We start from the raw sequence: 22990 nt of genomic DNA, 5'->3' as shown, positions 1-22990 counted from the left end.
TAATTTATACTCGTTCTAAACTCATAAAAGGGGTGCTTTTCTTTGAAAGATTACACAAAAATGATTTCACTGGCTAATGGCTACCAACTGTGGTCCCATACCAATAATGCCGGTGCCGCCGATAAATTACTCTGTTTACACGGGGGCCCCGGGGATACCCATGAAGTCTACGAGGAATTCGGACCCCGGTTAAAGGATTTAGATATCGAAGTCACCATGTATGATCAACTGGGCTCCTGGTATTCTGAAACACCCAATTGGGACGACCCCAAGATTCGGGCCAAGTTCTTAAAAGCAGATTACTATGTGGATGAAATTGAAGAAGTTCGGCAAAAGTTAGGGTATGACAATTTCTATCTGGCCGGCCATTCCTGGGGCGGCATGATTGCCATGATGTACGCCCACAAGTATGGCCAACATTTAAAGGGGCTAATTATCATCAGTATGATTGATAATATTCCCGACTATGTGACCCATATCAAGGCCATCCGCCAACGAGAATTTTCTCCAGCGGTCAATGCTTTTATGGATGATATCGAAAAGCGGGGGGATTTTGCCAACTCCACTTATCGCACCTACATTGACCATCTTTATAAAGAATATGTCAATCGCCGCCAACCTGAGCGCCTAGCCCATCTGGTGGATATTCAGGCCAAACCGGTTTACAACAATTTCCAAGGGGACAATGAGTTTGTGATTCAGGGGGATTTGGATAACTGGGATTATTCAAAGGAATTGCAGAAGATTCAAGTGCCCACCCTGTTAGCCTTTGCGGATCACGAGACCATGCCCTTGGAAACGGCCCAGCGCATGCAGCGGGAAATGTCCCATGCCCGGTTAGTGGTGACCCCAAATGGCGGGCACAACCATATGGTGGACAACCCTGGGGTCTTTTTTACCAACTTACGCAATTATTTTGTGGACATGAAAAAAGGGACTTTTTAAATTGGGGATGAGGATATGGCAGAAAATAAATCTTCGCTAGAAAAATTTGGCTATAAACAGGAATTGGAACGGACACTTTCTCTCAAGGATTTAATTATTTATGGCTTGATTTTCATGGTACCCATTGCCCCCTTTGGGATTTATGGGTCGGTGATCACCGCTTCTAAGGGCATGATTGCTTTGACCTATGTCATCGGGATGGTGGCCATGTTCTTTACGGCCTTAAGTTATGGGCAAATGGCCCAAGCTTTTCCCATTGCCGGGTCGGTCTATGCCTACGCCCAGCGGGGGATCAATAAGACCGTTGGTTTTTTGGCGGGTTGGATGATTATTCTGGATTATGTCTTTGTACCAGCATTGTTATATGTGATTTCGGCCAATTCTTTAAAATCTCTATTGCCCAATGTGCCCGTATGGATTTGGCTGGTGGTCTTCATTTTGATTAATACCATTATTAATGTCCGGGGCATCGAATTTACGGCGGTGGCCAATATTGTCTTTTTAATTGGGGAATTATTAGTCTTACTGCTTTTCTTAGTGCTGGGGATTTGGGGCTTGACCCATGGCGTGGGCCAGGGCTTTACCATCAAACCCTTGTATGATGCCAGTCAGTTTAACTTAAGTTTTGTCCTCACCGCCGTGTCCGTGGCTGTTTTGAGCTTTCTAGGCTTTGACGGCATCAGCACCTTGGCTGAAGAAACCAAGGGTGGCAATCAAACGGTGGGCAAGGCCATTCTTTGGGCGTTGCTGATCGTGGGGGTATTGTTTATCGTCCAGACCTGGGTGGCGGCTTTGATCATCCCGGATTACCACTCATTCAAAGATTTAGACACGGCCTTTTACACCGTAGCTTATCAAGTGGGGGGCACCCCGTTGATGTATACCACCACCATTGCCACCATTTTGTCCTGGGGTTTTGCCAACGCTTTGGCGGCCCAAGCGGCGATTTCTCGGATTTTGTTTGGCATGGCCCGGGATGGTAATTTGCCCAGTGTCCTAGCCAAAGTCCATCCCAAGTTCCGCACACCTTATATCAGCACCATTTTGGTGGCGGTGGTTTCTTTAATCGTGGGTTTGTTATTTATGAATAACAGTGGCGTACTCTCACAAATCGTAAACTGTGGGGCGCTAACGGCCTTTTTGGTCATCCACGTGGCTGTGGTGAACCACTATCTGATTCGCCAGCACTCCAAAGACTATTGGCGCCATTTGATCGTCCCTGTCATCGGCTTTATCATTATTGGCTTTGTCATGATCAATCTAGATATTTTGGCCAAAGAAATTGGCTTGGCCTGGTTGATAATTGGGGCCGTTTATTACTTTGTCCTGCGTAAATTTCAAAAGGATACGAATATTCAGGATTTGTAAAGTTGAATGCGATACTTAAACGACAAAAAACCAGTGACCCATCAGTCCACTGGCCACCGTAGTCAAAAAATTTGATTATTCAAAACATGGCGATGTAGCTAGGCTATATCGCTTTTTAAGTGCATTTTTCAACCTTTTCCTAAGTCAAAAGTTAGCTGGGACAGTTTTAATCGATATGCGATTATAAATTCAGACTTTCGCCGGTTTTCCTAGGTCTAGGTTATTTGGTAATATGGTATGATTGTTAAATACATATTACCGTTGGACAACAAGATATAGCAGCGTTAGGAGAGAAACATGCGGGAGAAACGGAAGCAAAAGAAAACCAAAAAAAAGCGCGAGGATAATTATCGCATTAGCGACTTAGTGCGCTTAATCATGAATTACGCCCATCCTAAGATAGGGATATTTATTATCGGCCTGGTCATGGCCGGCATCGGCACCGGGGCGTCTTTGACCATTACCAGCCAGATTAAGAAGTTGATCGATACCCCCTTGACCTCAGGAAAATATGGGTCCTTGATCATCATTTTATTGTTACTGTTTCTATTGAATTTTGCCATGGAAGTCCCCTCTAATTATATGTTGGGCTACGTGGCCAGTGACGCGGTTTTAAAACTGCGTAAGCGTCTGTGGGCGTTGATCACCAATTTGCCCCAAACCTTCTTTAAGAAAAATGAAAGTGGCGTTATCGCCAGTCGGGTGTTAAATGATACCCAGCTGATTTATAACTTGATTGCCACCAGCCTACCCTCGAACATCACCGGCCTCATTTCCTTAGTGGGGGCCTTTATCATGATGTGGGTCTTAAGTTGGCGTTTGACCTTGATGATGTTAGTGGCGATTCCACTGATGGCCGTCATCGCCGTGCCCTTGGCGCAAAAGCTCAGCAAAATCTCCAAGCGGGTCCAAAGTCAATTGGCCAATGCCATTAACGACGTGACCCAAATGGCCCGAAATGACAATCTCATCAAGAGCTTTAACGAAGAAAAATTTTCGCAAAAAATTGGTTACACCGGCATGCGTAATTTATTTAAATCCAACATGCAACAATTGAAAATCATGAGTTTTTTGACTCCCCTCATTGGCGTGTTGCTACTGGCCATTATCTTCACCATTGTGCTGTATGGCCGCTACACCATTACCACCGGGCAAATGACCGCCGGGGGCTTGATGGCTTACTTCATCTTCATGTTCCAAATGATCAGTCCCGCCGCTGGGCTAATGGGCTTTTACACCAACTTGAAGACGGTAACTGGGGCCACGGACCGGATTCAAAAGATTTTAGAAGTCCCCGAAGAACGCAAGAATTTGGATGGCTTAAAGATTGGCACCATCCGCACCCTGGAATTCAAACATGTGTCCTTCACCTATCCCGACAGCAAACAATTAGCCTTGGACGATGTGTCCTTTAAGGTAAATATTGGTGAAAAAACGGCCTTGATTGGCCCCAGTGGCAGTGGTAAGAGTACGATTTTGGCCCTGGTGGAAGGTTTTTATTTACCAGACGACGGTCAAATCATTATCAACGGGGAACCCATTGAAAATATCAATTTAGTCACTTTGCGCCAAGCCATGGGTTATGCTTCCCAAAGTATCAAAGTCGTTCCCGGCACGGTTCGAGACAACTTGGTCTTAGGGGAAGTGGATATCCCCGATGCGCAGCTTTGGGATGCTTTAAAACAGGTGGATTTAGACCAGACCATCAAAGAACTGCCGGATCAATTAGAGACCAATATTGGCGAACAAGGGGATATGCTCTCCGGGGGCCAAGTCCAACGCTTATCCGTGGCCCGAGTCTTGTTAAAACAGGCTAAGACGTTGTTGTTGGATGAAATCACTTCGAACCTGGATCCAGAAAATGTCCAGCGGATCACCGACATTATTGAAAAACTGAATCAAGATCGGGGCCATACCATCATCAATGCCACCCATAATATGGATACCATCAAGGACTATACCAAGGTGATCCGTATTGAACGGGGAAAATTGGTACCGGTCACGGCTAAAGCCACGCCTGGCGACACCCCGACAGCCCCTGAAGCCACCGCAAAAACGGAGGAGAACACCACCGACCAACCCGTCTCAGATCTGCCGCTAGCCGATTCTGAAATGCCGAATTAAAACTAAAAACGTGACGCTTTCACGCTCAGTCCTTCGCCGGGACGTTTGCCTGAAAACAGCACGTTTTTTAAATCACGCTAATTCTGAAAACGATAATATGTTATAATTTGAACGTAAATTTTTTTACCAAAAATAAATCAAACTAAAAACGAAATGTAGAATATTGGAGAATTATGACACAAAATTTAGAGTTCACACCAATTTTATTGGGCAGCGATATCAATGCATATGGCATGGCCCGTTCTTTTAATGAAGCTTATGGTATTAACGTCAAAGCCTTGGCGGCCGTTCCTTTAGCCCCAACCCGGTATTCCAAGATCATTGACTTGGAATTCCACGATGGCTTTGAAGAAGATCCTGTTTTTATCAATGTGATGACTGAAGTGGCTAAACAATACGCTGACCACCAAGAACCCGTGATTTTGATTGCCATGGGGGATGGTTATGCGGAATTGATTGCCAAACATAAGGATTTCTTAGAGAAGACCTTTGTTTGCCCATACATTGATTACGACATGTTGCGTCAATTGAACAACAAGGAAAACTTTTACAAGATTTGTGAACAGTACCACTTGCCTTACCCTAACACCAAGATCATCACCAAGGACATGTATACCCAAAAGACCGATTTAGACGTGCCCTTTGAATTTCCGGTAGCCTTAAAGCCCGCCAACAGTGTGGAATGGTTGGATATTCATTTTGAAGGCCGTAAAAAAGCCTTTGTGATCCACGACCAAGCCGAATATGATGACATCGTGGCCAAAATTTACGATAATGGGTATACTTCCGATTTGATTCTGCAGGATTTCATCCCCGGGGATGATTCCAACATGCGGGTCTTAAACGCTTACGTAGATCAAAATCACCAAGTGAAGATGATGTGCCTGGGCCATCCATTATTGGAAGACCCGACACCAGCAGCCATTGGGAACTACGTGGCTATTTTGCCAGAGTACAACCAAGAAATTTATGAAATGATCCAAAAATTCTTGGAAGATATTAAATACACTGGTTTTGCCAACTTCGATATGAAATACGATCGCCGCGACGGCCAGTTCAAGATTTTTGAAATCAATTTGCGCCAAGGCCGTAGTAGCTTTTTCGTGACCTTAAATGGCTATAATTTGGCGACTTATTTAGTAGAAGACTACGTGACCGGCGATTTAAGCCAACAACCAACCGTTTATGGCAATCAAAACAAAGCCAAACGCATGCTGTGGTTAGGTGTCCCTGCCAAAGTCTTTAAGCGCTATGCGGCGGATAACGAGTATTTACAAGAAGCTTTGGAATTAATCAACACCAACCGTTGTGGCACCACGGTCTTTTATAAAAAAGACATGTCCTTAAAACGCTGGGTGCTATTGAAGTATATGTTCCACAATTATGTCCCTCGTTATAAAAAATATTTTGCAGAAAATAAAGGCCAAGCTGACGAACAATAAGCTGACTTTGGCCAATTGGCACCTATTGGGAGGTCCCATTGATGAAAGAATTAACTGATTTTGAAGTGAAGATCCACCGTTACAACCGGATTTTAGTGGCTATCGATAGTGATGACTTCGTATCTTCTAAGCCGGCTTTTGAATACGCCTGTACCACGGCCAGATTGTTCGATATTCCCTTAGGCATCGTCACCGTCCTAGAAACCGGAGATTTGAACATTTTCCAAACCTTGTCCCCAGATACTTTAAGTGACCGCCGCAGCGAAGTGGCCCATTTAGTGGACACTTATGTGGAAAAAGCCAAGGCATTCGGCGTCTTAGAAGTGACCCCGTACCTTTCAGAAGGCAAGCCGGGCCATGTGATCGTGGATACCATCATCCCAGAATTTAAACCAGATCTCGTGGTGGTGGGCTCTGAACGTAAAAATAACCGCAGTACCATTGGGTCCCAAGCGGCCCATATCGTCCGCTATGCCCCATGTTCTGTTATTGTTGTCCGTAATTAAGCTTTTAAGGAGGTCTTTTAATGCCTGATGTAACCTACCGTCAAGATTTATACGCTGCCGTGAATGGTGCTTGGGAAAAAACAGCTGTTATTCCAGATGATAAACCCACAACTGGGGGTTTTGCTGATTTAGCCATCGATGTGGAAAAAAATCTGATGCAAGACTTAGCTGATTTTGAAAGTGGCGCCAAGGCTTATGATAATCCGTTAATGGCCAAAGTCGTGGCGTTATACCGCATTGCCAAAGACTTCGACAAACGCGATCAAGACAACTTTGCCCCCTTGGCCCCGGATTTAAAACGGGTAGCTGACTTAAAGGATTTTGCGGATTTACAACAACAACTCAGTGACTGGTATAAGACTTTGCCCACACCCTTTGGCATTCAAGTGGATGCGGATATGAAGGATACGGCCAAAAATGTGGTCTATGCCTTTGCCCCTAGTCTATTTTTACCCGACAAACCTTACTATGAAGTGGATAACGAAAACGGCCAACAGTTGCTGGCGGCCTTTAAGAAAATGGCCTTGCAACTGTTACAAATGGTGGACAAGACTGAAGACGAGGCCAAAGCGCTGTTGGATCAAGCCTTAAAATTTGATGCCAGTTTGGTGCCCTTTGTGAAAAGTGCTGAGGAATGGGCGGATTATACTGCCATGTACAATCCCAAGGACTTTGACACGTTTAGTCACTATAGCCAGCAGTTAGATTTGGGCCAATTGGTCCAGGATTTAGTTGACGCTAAGCCTGACAAGGTCATTGTGGCTGAGCCAAAGTTCTATGAACATATCAATGAAATTTTGACCCCAGCGACTTTTGGCAATTTGAAGGCCTGGTTGTATTTGAATACCCTGCTCAGTGCCACGGGCAGTCTTTCGGAAGAATTCCGCCAAGTGGGCGGCCAATACCATCGGGCTTTATCTGGCAGCAAAGTGGCCATGTCGCAAACTAAGAGTGCTTATTATATCGCCACCAACCGTTTCAGCCAATTGGTAGGGGATTATTACGGCCGAACTTATTTTGGAGATGCGGCCAGGCAAGATGTGCGCCAAATGGTGCAAAAGATGATCGAGGTTTATAAAAAGCGCCTGGCCCAAAATGACTGGCTCAGTGAAGCCACGAAGACCAAAGCAATTTTGAAATTAAGCAAGATCGTCATCAAGGTGGGTTATCCCGATAAAATCAAACCAATTTATGAAAAAATGCAAGTAGACCCTAATAAGTCTTTATATGCCGTGTTAAAGGACATTAGCCAAGTGGCCTTGGCAGATCAATTGGCTAAGTTCAAAAGGCCGGTGGATCGCACGGAATGGGGGATGCCTGCGCAGATGGTGAATGCCATGTACGATCCTTCTAGAAATGACATCACTTTCCCAGCGGCAATTTTACAAGCACCATTTTACAGTTTGCAACAAACCAGCAGTCAAAATTATGGGGGCATTGGTGCCGTCATTGCCCATGAAATTTCCCATGCCTTTGATAACAATGGGGCCAAATTTGATGAATATGGCAATATGAACAACTGGTGGACTGATGAAGATTACAGTATCTTTAAAAAGTTGACCCAGGCGATGATCGCCGAATTTGATGGCTTGCCATTTGCCGGGGGCAAAGTCAACGGCAAACTGGTAGTGTCGGAAAACGTGGCCGATGCCGGGGGCTTAAGCTGTGCTTTAGAAGCGGCTAAAAACGAACCAGAAACGGACCTAAAGGCCTTCTTCATTAACTGGGCCCGGATTTGGCGGATGAAAGCCTCTAAGCAATACCGCCAATTGTTATTAGCCACGGATGTCCATGCCCCCAACGTGTTACGGGCTAATGAACAACCGAAGAATTTGGCTGATTTTTATACCACCTTTGGCGTGGTGCCCGGTGATGGCATGTATCTAGCACCAGAAAAGCGGGTCAAGATTTGGTAATTGGGAGGTAAGCGCGTTGTTTAAGTCAGCTAAAGCGCGTTTCTTGTTACTGGGACTTTGTTTGATACTGCTCAGTGTGTTGGGCGCTTGCAGTAGCCAATCCAATTCAAACAAGGCCAGCAGCTCACAGAAAACGACAAAAGTTAAAAAGAACGTCCCGAAAATAGAAAAAGTCGGACCCAAAGTCACGGCAGTCATTTACCTCCACGGGTATGGTGGTTCAGCCGATGGGATGTCTTATCTGGTCCAACAAGCTCGGCTTCACGATAATAACACCAGTGACATTGTGGCCACTGTGCAAAATAATGGGGACTTTAAATTATCCCAAGCACCAGATCCCAACGTCCAGTATCCTTTGATTCGGGTGACCTTTAGCAGCAATAAGTTGATGCCAGAAACGACGGCTAAAATCATGACGCGGTTTTTGAAGAAACTCAAAAGCCAATATGGCATCCAACAAATTGATGGGGTGGGACATTCGGCCGGCAGTGTGGCCTGGATCAACTATGCCTTTACGGCAGCGAATACCAAGGGCCAACCGCAATTAAATAAATTAGCGGTCATGGCCAATCACGTGAATGGCTATATTAATCAACCCAATGCCAAGGGCGTTAAACCCCACACCAACAGCTTGAGCCCCGTGGGCCAGCCGAAGATCGAGCTGCCCCAGTATCGCCAGCTGTTAAAGCGGCAAAGCCACTTCCCTAAGACCACCGCGGTGTTGAACATCTATGGGGATTTAGAGGATGGCTCTGATTCTGATGGCAGTGTGACCAATGATTCATCCCGGTCCCTGCAGTACTTGCTGGGCAGTCGGCCGGTGAGCTATACCGAATTAGAAATCAAGAAAAACCAAGCCGGGCATAGTCAACTGCGGGAAAATCCCAAAGTGGCCCAGGCAATCAATGACTTTATTTTCAAAAAATAAACAAAAAAATCTGTTGTCACACCGGCCAAAGTCGGAGACAACAGATTTTTATTTAACGTGCAGGGTTTTCTTTAATGGATTCTGGATCGGTGAAATCGATGAAGCCCACGTTATCATCAATTGAACCGATATCCCCAGATAATTCCATGGTGCTATAGGTGGGTTTGAATTTAACCGTCATATTTTCATCTAGGCTGTCCTTGGAATAGCCTTTGACGTAAACCTTGCCTAAATTGGAATCAATGGTGTCGTCATAAGTGTCTAAGGACATATCTGGTCCAATGATATTAATGGAGAATTGCACTTGCATATGAATCATGGCATGTTGGGAATAAGGGCCAACGCCATCTTCAAAGGTTAGTAATAAACGATCGCCGTCTTTCCAATTTTCTTTGATCTTAGCGACGGTGTGATCATCAAATGTGACATGCATACCGATGCACCTCCTAGTTTTTGTACCGTTCGAATACCTTCATTTACACTCTCATTGTAATGGTTACCAATAGAAAGGCAACTATTTCGACTCGCAACAAACACATGCCCATGGCGATTTTAACGAAGTTGAGGGATGACTATGAAACAATTGACTATCAACACATTATTTGCATTATTGGCGGAAAATATGCCGGCAACGACCTGGCCGGCGGATTCTAAATTAGAGATTGCCTTAGATGCCATTTTGGTGCAAAATACCACTTGGCAAAATATCTTGCCGTCCATCGCCAACCTTAAAAAGACCACGGGGATCAATGGCCCGAACATTTTAGCCTTGCCCCAGGCAGACTTAGCAACCTTGATTCGGCCCAGTGGTTTCTACCAAAATAAAAGCCGGGCTATCATTAATTTTTTGACCTGGTTCAAAAATTATGATTTTGACTTGACCCAAGCCAAAAACAACCCGGCGGCTCAACTGCGCCAGGCATTATTAGCCTTAAGGGGCATTGGCCCGGAAACCGCCGATGTGATTTTGCTTTATGTCTTAGACAAACCTCAATTTATTGCCGATAGCTATGCCCGGCGCTTGTTTGCCCAACTGGGGGTAGCCAGTGCGGCGAAGTATAACACCTTAAAGCAGGTCGTTGAAAAGACCCAACCCCAGTTGACCTTGACGCAGTGGCAGGATTTTCATGGTCATATTGATGATTTTGGCAAGCAGTACCTGCGCCGTTACCAGAATTTTAGCGCTAGTTTTCTAGCGGGCTATACCTTAGATTTGGCTTAAAAAAGCGCACCTGCAAAATTGCGGGCGCGCTTTTTGTCAGGCTTTGAAAGAACTGACGACCATGGTTTTGGCGATGTAATCGTAATATAGGCGGGGGTTGCGGCGGATAATATTGATGATCATGTGTAAGGCTAACAAGGCGCCAGCCCCTAAGATAACCCCAATCAACAACCAAAAGCGATCCACATCGTTAGGATTGAGATAACCGGTGCTTAACATGCCATTTAACAGGGTCATGGCGGTGATGAAACCCGGAATCGGGACTAAATACTGCCAAAATACCCGCCAAAATAATTGCCAGGCACTGGCCTTTTGTCCGTTTAAGCCTTGAACCCGCAGCCGCACGATGCGTTTACCCAAGGTCGCCCCTTGGTTGAACAGGGGGATGAGCCAAAAGACCACTAAGATTAGCAGGGTAAAGGACAGCATGGTGACTTGGGTGGTGATTTTGATGGGACTTAAGCCCACCAATAGCAACAAGATGCCATTGAAGATTTGCAAACTGAGCCAATCTAAGATAAGGGCAACTAAACGCCGGGTATAACTGACCCGGGCCCCGGCCTGCTGCTCGCGAAGTTTGATTTGGGCATGGGTGGGAAACAGGGCCAAGATAATCGGGGCAATGACAAAGCCCACCAAGCCCCCTAAAGTATTCAACAAGAGGTCATCCACATCAAACAGCCGGTAAGGTCTTGGATAGATGCCATAAAGGCCACTGAGTTGGGTGAGTTCAAAGAATAGGGATAGGCAAAAGGTGTAGATTAAGACCCTTTTCCAACTTCTGCCAAAATAACGCAGGTAAACCCCAAAGGGTAGGGTCAAGACGATATTGAATAAGGGTTGAATAATAGCTGGTTCTAACAAGCCTTGCCGGTACGTATGAATATTCAAAGGCTGCCAAGTATTGGTGGCGATGAACTGTTGGATAAAAATCAACGGGTGCAAATTATACCGGGGCGTGGTCAATTGGGCCACATAGTCCCGGCTGGGCAAGGGGAGGATCACCAAGAAATAAGCGGCCAACAGGTAAAAAATAAAGGTATAGATCACCAAACCCCGAAATTTAGAAAAAGCCCCATTTTTATGATACGCATAAGCAAAGATAGGTAATGAAATCAGTAATGCTAAGAATGGAAAAATAAGAATAGCCATTTTAATGGGATAGAAATAAGCACTCACGATGCCATAAAACCTCCTAAGATAAGAATAAGTGCACGATGCCTGACATAAAACGGGACTTAGATGTAAAATGAGCGTAAAGTACGACAAGGGAGCTGGGGTTTATGGATCAGGTATTCTTAATCACAATTATTTTAGCGGCGGTGGTAGCCGGCAATGTATTTGCCCGCCATCTCAGTGCCGTACCTTTACCATTTTTTCTAATCGCAATTGGGGCTATTTTGGCAGTTTTACCAGTTTATAGCCATTTTCATTTAGATCCTTCCGCATTTTCCTTTGCGATCATTGCACCATTACTGTTCAATGAAGCTCAAAATAGTTCCCGGTTATGGATTGGGCGTTCGATTACGAATATTATATCATTAGCGATTGGCTTGGTCATTGTCACTGTCTTGGTAGTGGGGATTAGTTTGTACACATTATTTCCCATTTTGCCTTTGAGCCTGGCTTTTGCCCTAGTAGCTATCGTGACACCAACGGACGCTTCAGCGGTGAATTCCATTTTCCAGGCCAATCCCATTGCCCAAGAGCAAGCCGGTATTCTACAAAATGAGTCGCTGTTTAATGATGCGGCAGGTATCGTCACCTTTGACGTGGCCTTGACCGCCTATATTTCCGGTTCATTTTCATTGAACGGCGCCATTGGGACTTTTTTATTAGAGTTCTTAGGTGGCCTGGTGTTAGGGGCGTTACTGGGCTTATTGATCGTCACATCCCGGATGGTTTTGATTCATTATCATGACGATACCTCTTTGATCATGGTCTCCATTCAACTGATTACGCCATTTTTGGTTTATTTGGTCGCCACTTATTTAAACCTATCCGGGATTTTAGCCGTGGTTGCCGCTGGGCTAGTGCAAGGTTCAGAACGTAATCGCCTGCGGTTGACCTCTTCTCGGATGCAAATGGTCAGCCGTAGTGTTTGGGAAATCGTGGATGGCATCTTATCCGGGAGTGTGTTCATCTTGTTGGGGTTGTCCCTGCCAGATGTGATCAACTCCATGCGCCAATCCCAGCGCTTGATCTGGAATCTGTTTTGGGCCGCTGCTTTCGTTTATGTAGCTAAAACCTTACTGCGCTTAATTTGGGGTAAGTATCTCATTAAGACCCATACCACCAAAAAGCAAAGTTGGCGGGATAGTTTGATCATGGCCCTAAGCGGCGCCCATGGGACCATCACCTTATCCTTGGCTTTTTCTATTCCTGTATTAATTGCCGGGAAAACTTTCATCTACCGTGCGCCGTTGATTTTCATGGCGGCAGTGATCATCTTCATCAGTTTGATCATGCCCACGGTTTTTATCCCCATTTTGTTACCTACGAAAAAAGGGGCCGTGCATTCCTTTGATTGGGTCCGGCGGATGATCAGTGCGGCTATCAAAGCCCTGCGGCAAGAAAAAGACCATCCCGCGGAAGCCCAAGTGGTCATCGATGCCTTGCAACAACAATTGATTTTAAACCGGACGCCCAATGGCCGAATCCGGCGGCAATTGATGCGGGAAAGCCATGCCGTGGAGCGTCAAGCCATTGAAGCCCTGCATAAACAAGGGAAAGTCACCGATGATGAACTGAAGTATTATAATGAATTCATTAGCTTGAACAACTTCACCGCGGATGAAAAAGTGTGGAAGAACGTGATTTTGCGGCTGCGCTTTAGTTTGCACTTTGGCAAAATGTATAAGAGCATGTCCCGGGTTCAAGAAGCCTTCTTGACCGCGCCTATTGCCCTGGAGGAAATCTTTTGGCGTCAGGCTTTTGAAAATCACGGCGAGGATATTTTGCCCATTGAAGATGCCGGGTATCATGCAATCATGGCGTTTTTGAAAACTAAGGCTAAGGATAACGAAGTGGAGGCCGGTATCGTCCGGCGTTTCTATCAAACCAGACACCGGCGCATTCGCATTAAATCCGTGGATTCTGATATCATTTATCAAATGTTTATGAAGGCCTTCCATGCGGAATACGAATTAATTCAAGCTGCCGTGGCCAACAAAGATATCACCGCGGAACTAGCCGAGAAACTGCAACAACGGATTTCCATTGATGAAATCACTTATTTACAAAATATTGAAATTTTTCAAAAATAATTTAAAAGGGACCCTTGCCTTTTTTTGGCAGAGGTCCCTTTTATTGTGCCGTGATCAGCCGACTTTCAGCACCCATCAAGGCGCAGCGTTACTGGTCATTGGCGGCCAGTTTGACGGTGACGGACAAGTCATCGCGCAAAGATAAACGGCGCAGGGTGCTCAGTAGCAGTAAAATCCAAGAAAAGGCTAAATCAAAGGCCACCAGTTGAAAGGCGGTCAAGGAGAAGTAGCCCACATATTTGAAGAGGATAAAGTCCACCAGCAGCAAGGCGACGATCACGTCGGAGATAATTTGAAACTGCCGGGAACTGGCGCCCTTGGGCAACAGCCAGCGAATGAGGATGACAGTGAGCCCCAAGACGGCCACTAAGCCCCAGGCAGTGAGATCATGGAGCAAGTGCAACAGGCCTTGCCCATTATTGGCAAAGGCCCCAACACCAAATAGCGAAAATGCCATGATGGCTAAAAGCACCCGTAAGATACTTAATCCCAAATTCTGGGGATATTTGCGGTGCAGCCACACGAATAAATAGTCAATCAAACCCACCATCAATAAGGCGGAGACCATCAAAGTTAAGTTGAACTGCCAGCTATAATTGGCATGTTTCGTGCCTAAAAAGCTTAGATTTGTTTGCCACCAGTGATTATCGCTATTGGTCACCATAGAGGCCAGTACACCGCTGACGATGACCGTGATCAACAGACGCACCAGCATTTCGGAGTTAATATGCAAGGCTGCGTACACCATGAAATAATTGATAGTCAACGTAAATAATAGAAATAAAACGCTAGCGGTGTACGGGTCAAAGGCGGCATCTTTGAAGAGGATCCCCATGAACCAAAAGATGGCGATTAAGGCCAAGGCCAAAATAATGGTGAAGGACAGTAAAACCACGGGGAAGTTGCGCCAGTATAAGCCCTTTAAGGTGCGATTACGGTCTTGTTTACCATTGCGAATATAAAATGTGATAAAAGCGAGGATGCCGCTGACGCCCCCAAGAATAATTACCGCGGCACTGATAGAAAGTCGTCCAGTCAACGGAATTAAAAACTGCTTTTGAATTAAGAAATAAGCCAAGAAAATTATGGTGGCTACGAAGGCCGGCAGGGCAAACCAGTGAATCTTGATCTCTTGTTTGTTTGGATCGGCGTCCGTACTTTCAAGGACCACATTGTTGTCTTGAACGTGCATGTTTACTGAATCTCCGGCTCGTAAGCCCACTTCTTTAGCGATTTGCGGTGGAATGACCACCTTGAGCTGTGGTGCTTTGGCTTTTGCCATAAATATTCCCCCAATCCCTTTGCTTCTATTATAAAGCATTGGCTAAGGGATAGGGGTAATCCCTGCAACTAGCGGGTGATGGGGTGATAAAAACCTGAAAAAAAAAGACTGCAGACAAAGGTCTGCAGCCCAGAATTTAAATTGAAATTAGCCGATCACTTGAACAGATGCAGTAGTTACGCCATATGAAGGAATTGAAGCATTTGGCATAGCAACATCTAATTGTTGTGGGTTAGAATAAGCGAATGTACCAGTATCGTTAACAACACGGTCTAAGACAGTACCATCAGATAAGGTAATGCGTAAGTGTGTGCCCTTAGGGAAAACAGATAAGTTAGCGGCAACACCGTTGTAACCCATGTTAGAACCTAAGACAGCTGGATCGTAGAAAGAAATCTTATAAGAGCCAGCTGATTGTGTGGCAGTTTGTGTAGTAGCAGCAGGGGCTTGGCTAACACTTTGTTGTGTCGTAGCTGCTGTTTGCTGTGTTGTAGCAGTTTGTGTTGTAGCAGCGGTGTTGTTAGTGTTAACACTAACAGTTTCGCCAGGGTAAATGACATCATAACCGCCAACTTGACGACCATTTAATTGTTCCAAAGCAGCAACGCTCATGCCTTTGCTATTAGCAATGCTCATGTAAGAATCACCAGCTTGAACGGTAACTGTGCCATTGCCATTATCTACAGCGGCGCTTGCGTGACCAGGGTTTAAAGCTGTAACTGCAGTAAGAGCACCAGCGAATGCGAATGCAATAAGTGTACTTTTTTTCATTATATAGAAAACTCCTTTATACTTGTCCGAATTAGCAACAAATTTCTCTAAAGTTTAGCCCCGGCTTTTTTTTCGCCGGAACAACTTTAACACGAGACCTAGAATAGCTTTTATTTATTGCAGTTACATTTCAGGACTGTTAACGTTTGAAGTCAGAAAACGCGAATTTGTCATACTGGAACGAATTTTCGTCACTTTTTTCTAGAGACGCCATTGCATTGCATAATGAGCCACAGGCGAAATATTACAAAAAAGAAGCATTTTTTAAAAAAAGTTTCAAAAAATGACCTGTTTTTTCCCGAAAAAACCGAAAAATGTTCAAAAATAATTCAAAGTCCCCCAAATTTTCGTCGGGAATTTTGAAGAATTTTGCCGGTTCAAGCTGATCAAAATTTCGAATTGGACTACAAAAGTAGACAATTTTGGCCTGAAGCAAATGGCTGATATAAAAGGATTATAAACTTATGAGAATGTTTACATAATTTTGTTGCATTGAAATTAGTCGGGAAAATAGACCGAAAAGGTGGCTTAGTAAAATGATTTTTTTCAGACAACTATTCAAAAAAACGTCACTTTTCAAAAAGAATGCGGTTCATGAACAGATTGATAAAAGTGTCTAAAATTGGTCATGAATTTAAGCAATAAAGTCAAAAGATAGTAAAATAAACATCAAATAGTGTGCTGCTTCTGCAGTAACTTAATGATTTTGTTTCTAAAGCCTAACTTTTCGCAAAATCATTTAATAACATGTTTTTCTAATATCTATTTCAGTCGATTGACCCGATTGGATTTTTGAGGTTAATTTCAAGCGGATCTGGGGGAGATGCTATAAATGAAGGGAAGCTAGGTAGATGGTATAGATACCAAAGCCAGTAGATTGACCCGTATCATTTGCCAGCATGAATTTATGACACCGGGCTAACGTTGGGTTATAAATTATTAGCGATTTGGAAAAAATAACTGCACAATCATAATTTTTGTTTGGTGGACTGTATTAAATTCGTATGACAAATTCGTTATATCAGTCGGATAAGGGTGACAGAACTGCCAAACTATTGTATTGTGTAAGTGTACTAAATTACCAATAAGAGGAGGATATCAAACATGCAATTAATTTCTGCTATTACTAATGCGTTTGGCAACATCGCAACTTTCGTTGAAGGTTTTGTTGCACAACCACTTAAATTCGTCAGCAGCATTCTTCGCTCAATCTTTGCTTAATCGTTAGATTAACTAAGACTGTTGTTGCCTAGAGGGCACTAGTGCCATCTAGGCACTTTTTTATTTTGGAGGGCTTTAATGATGTTAATCATTAAAGTTTTTTTTTTGCGCTAATTTTCGCTTTTAGATGGGATACCGGCGAGATTTAACCTTGAAATACCTAGGACCGTGCAAATAACTGTCCTTTTACATAGGGAACATGGTTTAATATTGGACATACAGATTGAATACATTTTATATGAGGGGAAGAAGGGGTTTACATGCGCAAAAATCGAATCGTCTTTTTTCTAGGTGTTGTTGTACTCATTTTAGTTTTAGCAACCGTTTCACCATTTGCCGCAGCTTGGTTGCTGGGGTTGATGGGGTTGAATTTGAGACAAGACACATTTTACTTGGCTTATAACATATTGAGTGAAGTGATCCCCCTGTTGGTTTGGTTAGGGATCAATCGTTTTTACTTGCATATTCGGATTCGGTTCAATCAGAAGACGCCAGGCAAGGCTTGGCTGTTACTCAGCCCCATCGTACTGGTGATGATCAGTGATTTTGCCAATCATCCTAAGTTCAGCATCGCCGCTGATAATATTATCCTGGCCGTTTTGTTTGGTTTTAGCACGGCTTTAATGGAAGAATATGTTTTCCGAGGGATATTCATCGGGGGATTCAAAGATAATTTCCATTTATCCCCGCTTTGGACAGCGGTGCTAAGTGGCGCTACCTTTGGAGGCGTGCATTTGATAAACGTTTTAAATAACCCGGCGGCCTTGACGGCGACCTTGCTGCAAGTTATTTATGCCATGGGGATGGGCTTGTTCTTTGCCGTTATCTACTTGTTAAGCGCCAATATTTGGTTACCCGTTATGGCCCATGGGTTGATTGATACTTTTGATGGGTTGCTTTATGGTAGTTTCAACAGTTCGGTCAGCAATCCTTGGTTTTTTGACTTAGCTTTAGCCCTTATTTTCGTGGTCTTAGCCGTTATCTTCTGGCAACGGCGCACGAAGTTAGTCGTCAATTGAGCCAGGATGGGGCTATTTTTGAAGGCTGCGCAGTGATTTTGGCCCTCGGCTTTTATTTACGAGGTAGCAAAAAAGGGGTTCCCACTAGGCACATGCCTGATGGGAACCCCTTTTTTAGAGTTGAACTAGTTTATCTGAAGAAAATTTGAATGCTGTTGGGGCCGCCGAAGCCGCCGCCATGGTGATGATGACCGTGGGGGCCGTCAAAACCGCGAGGCCCACCAAAGCCCCGAGGACCTCTAGGCCCAAAGCCCCGAGGACCATGGGGATGACCGTCAAAGTCCGGGCCCATGGGTTTAACTTTACCTTCAAGATCGGTATTTAATTTTTGCAATAACCCGATCAATTGGGTTTGTTCTTCCTCGCTTAAGCCACTGAAGATTTGGTCATTGATTTCCCCAAAGGAAGCTTCAGCAGATTGCAAGCGTTCTTTACCAGCATCGGTGATGGATACCCGGGTGATCCGACCATCGTTTTCATCAGGGGTGCGGGTGATCAAGCCTTTTTGTTCCAACTTGCCCAAGATTTCAGATACGGAAGAAGGCCGGATATCTAAAATTTCCGCGATGCGGGCTTGGGTCAAATTGTCTTCATCGGCAATGGCCCGTAGTAGCCGCGCTTGGCCATGATGATGGGGTTGGGCTTGTTGTTGCCAAAGTAAACGGCGGGAAAGATGCATGAAGTGACCAATTTCCCGGAATAAATCGTTATTATCTGGATTCATATATAAAAATCTCCTTTAATTGTGAGCAGGGTTATGTCAGCAAAAAAATGATTAGGTACCTAACTACAAAAACTATTATAGTTAGGTACCTAACGAATGTCAACTATTTGGTTCGAGTTTGCTTTGAATTTTTGCTAAGATAGAGATAGCTTTAAAATTAGGCCAGCAGAATTGGAGAATATCAAGGAATGACAACATTTTATTTTGTACGCCATGGTAGAACGATTTTGAATCAAGAACAACGTTTCAATGGGGGCCACATGGATTCGCCCTTGACCCCAGAAGGCATAGCCGGGGCCATTGCCACTGGGCGCATGTTAGCCCAAACTCGGTTTGATCAAATTTTGGTCTCACCTTTGCGCCGGGCGGTGACCACGGCCCGGGTCATTATCAAACGCAGTTATTATAATCCCTTGAGTGATATTCAAGTGGATCCCCGGTTGCGGGAAATTGACTTGGGGGATTGGGATGGCCAGCCTTTAGACAAAGCTAAACATTTCCCAGGATTTGATGCTTATTTCAATCACCCCGATCAATTTGACCCTAGCATTAATCACTCCGAAGGCTATGTCCGCCTGTTACAACGGGCTAACGCGGTAATCAAAGACTACGACCGCCCTGACCTGGATAAAGTGTTGATTGTCAGTCACGGTGTGTTACTGACAGCCTTATTGAATCAATTGACCGGTGGGGATTTAAAGGATATGCGTAAAAATGGCATCATCAAAAATGCCAGTGTGACGGTTTTAGAATCTCGGCCCCAATTGCCTTTTGAAAAAATTGGCTACAACGTGGTAGCTGAGACTTTGGCCAGCCAACCTGCCTTGCAACAATACTTTAGCTGAAGCCAAAAAAAGACATGCACTTGGGGGATGCATGTCTCAGGGGAGGAAAATGAAGAAATCTATTATTAAATTATGTTGGGAATCAAATAAATAGTTATTTTGGGAGGAGGAATTATTTATTTGATGTTCTTATAGTAACTTTGAGATGTGAACAGAATGTGAAGAAAAATCAATAGATATATGCAGAAATAATTAAGAATTTTTTAAGGTGGGCTTAATTTTTGTTTGTTAAGCTGCTTTCGCAACTATTGAACAGGGGGGAAAAGACCGTGATCAAGCTATTTGGTGCCTTAGTGGATACCGCCGGCCGCTGTGTCCATTACCACAGTAACCTAGACGTGGTGGCCTTAAAATGTGCCCAATGCCAGCGCTATTACGCCTGTTACCAGTGTCATGACGCCGCTGAAGACCACCATTTTAAAGCCATGGCCAAAACGGACCCCGCCCCAGTTTTATGCGGCAATTGTGGCCACACGTTGACTTTTACCCAGTACCACCAGGGGCATTGTGCCTATTGCCAGCATGCTTTCAATCCTAAGTGTAGTTTGCACGAAGGTATCTATTTTAACTAATGGACTAATGGACGAAAATGCTCAAAAGCAACACCATGACTAATCCCACTGCGGAGTTGGTGAATTCTAAGGCGCCCCAAGTTTTAAAGGTATCTTTGAGGCTGATGCCAAAGGATTGCTGGAACAATAAGAAACCGCCATCGTACATCAAAGTGATGGTGTTACTGCCACAGGCACAAGCCAGCACCATTAGTACCGGGCTAACATTGAAGGCCGCAATCATGGGAGCCACGATGCCTGCTGCGGTGATGGCCGCCACGGCCCCTTGACCAGTTAAGATACGAATTAAGACGGTGATCAACCAGGCCAAAATCAATGGGGATACGGGAATTTTGCCCACGAGATCCACAATTTTAGCCCCGATCCCTGCGTCAATGATAACTTCTTTCATAATACCGCCCGCGGCGATAACCAGCAAGACATTGGAAATACCTTCAATTGCGCTGGTCATCTGGGCGGTAATTTGCGTACCATTTTGCCCCCGGCGATAGCCGAAGAAAAACATGGCCGCTAGGACCGCCAACAGCATGCTGATTTCCGCACTACCAAAGAATGAGGCGATGCTATAAGCGGTACTCTTACTGTTTAAAAACAATTTGGTAACAGAAGCACAAATCATCAAAATCGCCGGCAACAAGGGTACCAGGATGCTAATGCCAAAACTTGGTAATTCAGCGTCGGGTTTGCGTTCGGCGGGTTTCATCACATTGCCTAAAGGCATTTTGTCCAGGCCCGGGATAAAGCGGCGAATCAAGACCCCAGAGCAGATGATGGTGGGGATGATGACGATTAGGCCAAAGATATAGACTTGGGAAATATCCGCATGGAAGGTGGTCACTAGGGCCATGGGACCAGGTTGGGGTGGGAAGATACTATGGCCCATGGTGGCCCCGGCCACGGTGGGGATAATCAGGCGCATGTAAGGAATTTTGGCTTCCTTGGCAATGCTAATGACCAATGGCACTGTAATAAGGAAGGCCACTTCGTAAAACATGGCCATCCCAAAGATGGTGCCGATAATCAAGAGGGCAAAGGGGAGTTTATCAATACCCATTTTGGCCACAATGGTGTCGGCAATCCGCTGACTGGCCCCGGATTCCGTCATGAGTTTCCCGATGATGGCCCCGAAGACCACAATCAGCGCCAAGGTGGCTAAGACCCCACCTACCCCCTTTTGGATGGTGGTGACGATTTTATCAATGGGCATCCCCTCGGCAAAGGCGATGAATAACCCCGAAATCAATAGGGCTAAAATATTATGTATTTTCAGACCAACGATCAAGAAAACTAAAATTCCGATCCCAACGAGAACCCAAATCAGGGCCATAAGATCTACAGGCATAGTACATCCCTCCAAAGTTTTGTGAACTAATATATTAGAATACTAGAAAATAATAGCATAAAATGAAAACGTTATCAAATTAAAAAAGAGCCCCACTGCATTGTTATCAGAGGGCTCTTAATGGCTAGATTAAAAGGGTAATACGTCTGTAAGCGCATACACAATAATGTAAATAAATAAGATCGGCCAACAGTATTTCACGTAATTCTTTTGAAAATCCACGAAATTTAATTTAGTGTAACCAGTCAGCATGTATAAAGCTGGAATCACAGGGGAAATCAAGCGGAAGGACTGGCCCACCATAGAAGCCACGGCGGCTTGCAGAGGGGTAATGCCAAAGCCAGTCATCACCTTGGCAATAACTTTGGCGATGCCAAAGTAAAAGGCATCTTGGGGTAAAAAGACAATGGCCGGTGCGGAAATGATGGCGTAAAGCGGAGCGATGTGGGCCCCTAAATCGGCGGGGATGATGGCGGCAATCCCACCGGCTAACCCCGCTGCCATGCCACTACCGGTTAAGATACCAGAGAAGACCCCGGCCCCAAATGTGGCCGCTGCGGGTCCTAAGGCATCCCCAGCCACAGCCTCCAATTGTTGGTTGATGGTATTCACATCCCGGTAGTTCACAGTCAAGATAATGGCGGTACCAATCATGAACAAGATTGCCCCATGACAAACATCTGCGATCAATAAGTAAAGAATAAACAGGGTCAATAACAAATTGAACCAATAATATTGGGGCCGTTTTAACTCGGGATTCTTGTTGCGGATAGCATCTACCATCTTTTCCAAAAAATCATCGTCGATTTCATTGCGCATCTCTGCAGCCCACTGCAAACGTTTGCGTTCTTTGCGGCCTAAATAATAAGCTAAGCCGATGGCAAAGACTTCAGCAGCTAACATCCCTGGCAACAAGGCTTTAAAGAGATGACTGACTGAAACGCCCATGGCGGTACTGGCCGCAATGGTGGGCCCACCCCAAGGCAGTTGGTTGAAAATCCCAATGGGAGTAACGATTAAAATGGCCAGGTACATGAGTTTCATATGCATGGCCCGCCAAAGTTCTAAGAAAGCCGCCGCACAAATAATGATGGTGGTAGTGGTATCCCCATTCATAGTCACGATGGTTGCCGTTAAAACCGTGGCCATGGTGACCTTCAAAGGGTCCCCTTTGGCTTTGCGAATGAAGAAGGCACAAAGGGGATCAAACAGGCCAATATTGAGCATCAAGTCAAAATAAATGACCGCAAAGAGAATCAATAGCCCTGGAGAGACGACGCCAATGGTGGCCGCCCCATTATCCGGACTGACTGCATAAAATAAGGCATCGTAAATCCAACGGAACATATCTGAAAATGTTGCTTTCGTAAAGATAACGATGATGCTGCCAAAGAACAGGGGAACTAAGACCAGGGCACCTAGGATAGACAATTTATTTTTAGCCAGTAGCACAATAAAAACAGTGATCATTAAAATGGCAAGGACGACAATCATTGG

Annotated in this window: 19 protein-coding genes; 12 read left to right on the top strand and 7 right to left on the bottom strand. The window is 44.8% G+C overall.

Annotation, left to right across the window (positions count from 1 at the left end; translation table 11 throughout):
* The first annotated feature begins 42 nt into the window (after positions 1-42).
* The 7 genes from FC83_RS07130 to FC83_RS07100 all read left to right on the top strand — a co-directional run bounded on the left by FC83_RS07130 (position 43) and on the right by FC83_RS07100 (position 9229).
* Positions 43-945, top strand: a complete 903-nt coding sequence (locus tag FC83_RS07130; RefSeq protein ID WP_057002583.1) for a proline iminopeptidase-family hydrolase — start codon at positions 43-45, stop codon at positions 943-945.
* Positions 946-960: 15 nt separating this feature from the next.
* Complete coding sequence (locus FC83_RS07125; RefSeq protein WP_057002582.1) at positions 961-2313, top strand: APC family permease; 1353 nt, start codon at positions 961-963, stop codon at positions 2311-2313.
* Between the two features lie 297 nt (positions 2314-2610).
* A complete protein-coding gene (locus FC83_RS07120) occupies positions 2611-4437 on the top strand; it encodes an ABC transporter ATP-binding protein (RefSeq protein WP_057002581.1) in 1827 nt (608 codons plus the stop codon).
* A gap of 173 nt (positions 4438-4610) precedes the next feature.
* Positions 4611-5879, top strand: a complete 1269-nt coding sequence (locus tag FC83_RS07115; protein WP_057002580.1) for a carboxylate--amine ligase — start codon at positions 4611-4613, stop codon at positions 5877-5879.
* A 41-nt stretch (positions 5880-5920) separates the two neighbouring features.
* Positions 5921-6385 (top strand): universal stress protein, encoded by a 465-nt coding sequence (locus FC83_RS07110; protein WP_057002579.1) that lies wholly within the window; start codon positions 5921-5923, stop codon positions 6383-6385.
* Between the two features lie 20 nt (positions 6386-6405).
* On the top strand, positions 6406-8301 hold the full coding sequence (locus tag FC83_RS07105) for a M13 family metallopeptidase (RefSeq protein ID WP_035454498.1): 1896 nt from the start codon (positions 6406-6408) through the stop codon (positions 8299-8301).
* A gap of 16 nt (positions 8302-8317) precedes the next feature.
* Positions 8318-9229: an alpha/beta hydrolase gene (locus FC83_RS07100; protein WP_052004861.1), complete on the top strand. Its 912-nt coding sequence runs from the start codon at positions 8318-8320 to the stop codon at positions 9227-9229.
* 52 nt (positions 9230-9281) lie between these two features.
* Here the strand turns inward: FC83_RS07100 and FC83_RS07095 are convergent, their stop codons facing one another.
* On the bottom strand, positions 9282-9662 hold the full coding sequence (locus FC83_RS07095; protein ID WP_035454500.1) for an iron-sulfur cluster biosynthesis family protein: 381 nt from the start codon (positions 9660-9662) through the stop codon (positions 9282-9284).
* A 141-nt stretch (positions 9663-9803) separates the two neighbouring features.
* On the opposite strand from FC83_RS07095, the gene FC83_RS07090 reads away from it, so the two are divergent.
* Complete coding sequence (locus FC83_RS07090) at positions 9804-10451, top strand: endonuclease III domain-containing protein (protein WP_035454502.1); 648 nt, start codon at positions 9804-9806, stop codon at positions 10449-10451.
* 36 nt (positions 10452-10487) lie between these two features.
* Here FC83_RS07090 and FC83_RS07085 read toward each other — a convergent pair whose 3' ends face one another.
* Positions 10488-11630, bottom strand: coding sequence for a VanZ family protein (locus FC83_RS07085; RefSeq protein ID WP_035454505.1), 1143 nt, complete (start codon positions 11628-11630; stop codon positions 10488-10490).
* Positions 11631-11734: 104 nt separating this feature from the next.
* Here FC83_RS07085 and FC83_RS07080 point away from each other — a divergent pair, with 104 nt between their 5' ends.
* Positions 11735-13717 carry a cation:proton antiporter gene (locus tag FC83_RS07080; RefSeq protein WP_035454508.1) on the top strand — a complete coding sequence of 661 codons (1983 nt, stop codon included), beginning with the start codon at positions 11735-11737 and terminating at the stop codon, positions 13715-13717.
* Between the two features lie 88 nt (positions 13718-13805).
* Here the strand turns inward: FC83_RS07080 and FC83_RS07075 are convergent, their stop codons facing one another.
* Together FC83_RS07075 and FC83_RS07070 are read right to left on the bottom strand one after the other, a co-directional pair.
* Positions 13806-14999, bottom strand: a complete 1194-nt coding sequence (locus FC83_RS07075; RefSeq protein ID WP_035454509.1) for a DUF998 domain-containing protein — start codon at positions 14997-14999, stop codon at positions 13806-13808.
* A gap of 147 nt (positions 15000-15146) precedes the next feature.
* Positions 15147-15635: an RlpA-like double-psi beta-barrel domain-containing protein gene (locus FC83_RS07070; protein WP_420805625.1), complete on the bottom strand. Its 489-nt coding sequence runs from the start codon at positions 15633-15635 to the stop codon at positions 15147-15149.
* A 1616-nt stretch (positions 15636-17251) separates the two neighbouring features.
* Between FC83_RS07070 and FC83_RS07060 the strand changes: the two genes are divergently transcribed.
* Complete coding sequence (locus tag FC83_RS07060; protein WP_035454516.1) at positions 17252-18010, top strand: CPBP family intramembrane glutamic endopeptidase; 759 nt, start codon at positions 17252-17254, stop codon at positions 18008-18010.
* Positions 18011-18140: 130 nt separating this feature from the next.
* Here the strand turns inward: FC83_RS07060 and FC83_RS07055 are convergent, their stop codons facing one another.
* Positions 18141-18734, bottom strand: coding sequence for a MarR family winged helix-turn-helix transcriptional regulator (locus FC83_RS07055; protein ID WP_035454517.1), 594 nt, complete (start codon positions 18732-18734; stop codon positions 18141-18143).
* A 188-nt stretch (positions 18735-18922) separates the two neighbouring features.
* Between FC83_RS07055 and FC83_RS07050 the strand changes: the two genes are divergently transcribed.
* Positions 18923-19579, top strand: a complete 657-nt coding sequence (locus tag FC83_RS07050) for a histidine phosphatase family protein (protein ID WP_052004863.1) — start codon at positions 18923-18925, stop codon at positions 19577-19579.
* Between the two features lie 269 nt (positions 19580-19848).
* Positions 19849-20151, top strand: coding sequence for a CHY zinc finger protein (locus FC83_RS07045; protein WP_420805624.1), 303 nt, complete (start codon positions 19849-19851; stop codon positions 20149-20151).
* Positions 20152-20155: 4 nt separating this feature from the next.
* On the opposite strand, the gene FC83_RS07040 is transcribed toward FC83_RS07045, so the two are convergent.
* Positions 20156-21493 (bottom strand): gluconate:H+ symporter, encoded by a 1338-nt coding sequence (locus FC83_RS07040; RefSeq protein ID WP_057002578.1) that lies wholly within the window; start codon positions 21491-21493, stop codon positions 20156-20158.
* Between the two features lie 129 nt (positions 21494-21622).
* The gene (locus FC83_RS07035) at positions 21623-22987 is read right to left on the bottom strand and encodes a citrate:proton symporter (RefSeq protein ID WP_057002577.1); all 1365 of its coding nucleotides are present in this window, start codon (positions 22985-22987) and stop codon (positions 21623-21625) included.
* Positions 22988-22990 lie beyond the last annotated feature (3 nt).

Source organism: Agrilactobacillus composti DSM 18527 = JCM 14202, assembly GCF_001436375.1.
Taxonomy (GTDB): domain Bacteria; phylum Bacillota; class Bacilli; order Lactobacillales; family Lactobacillaceae; genus Agrilactobacillus; species Agrilactobacillus composti.
This window is presented reverse-complemented; position numbering and strand designations above follow the sequence as displayed.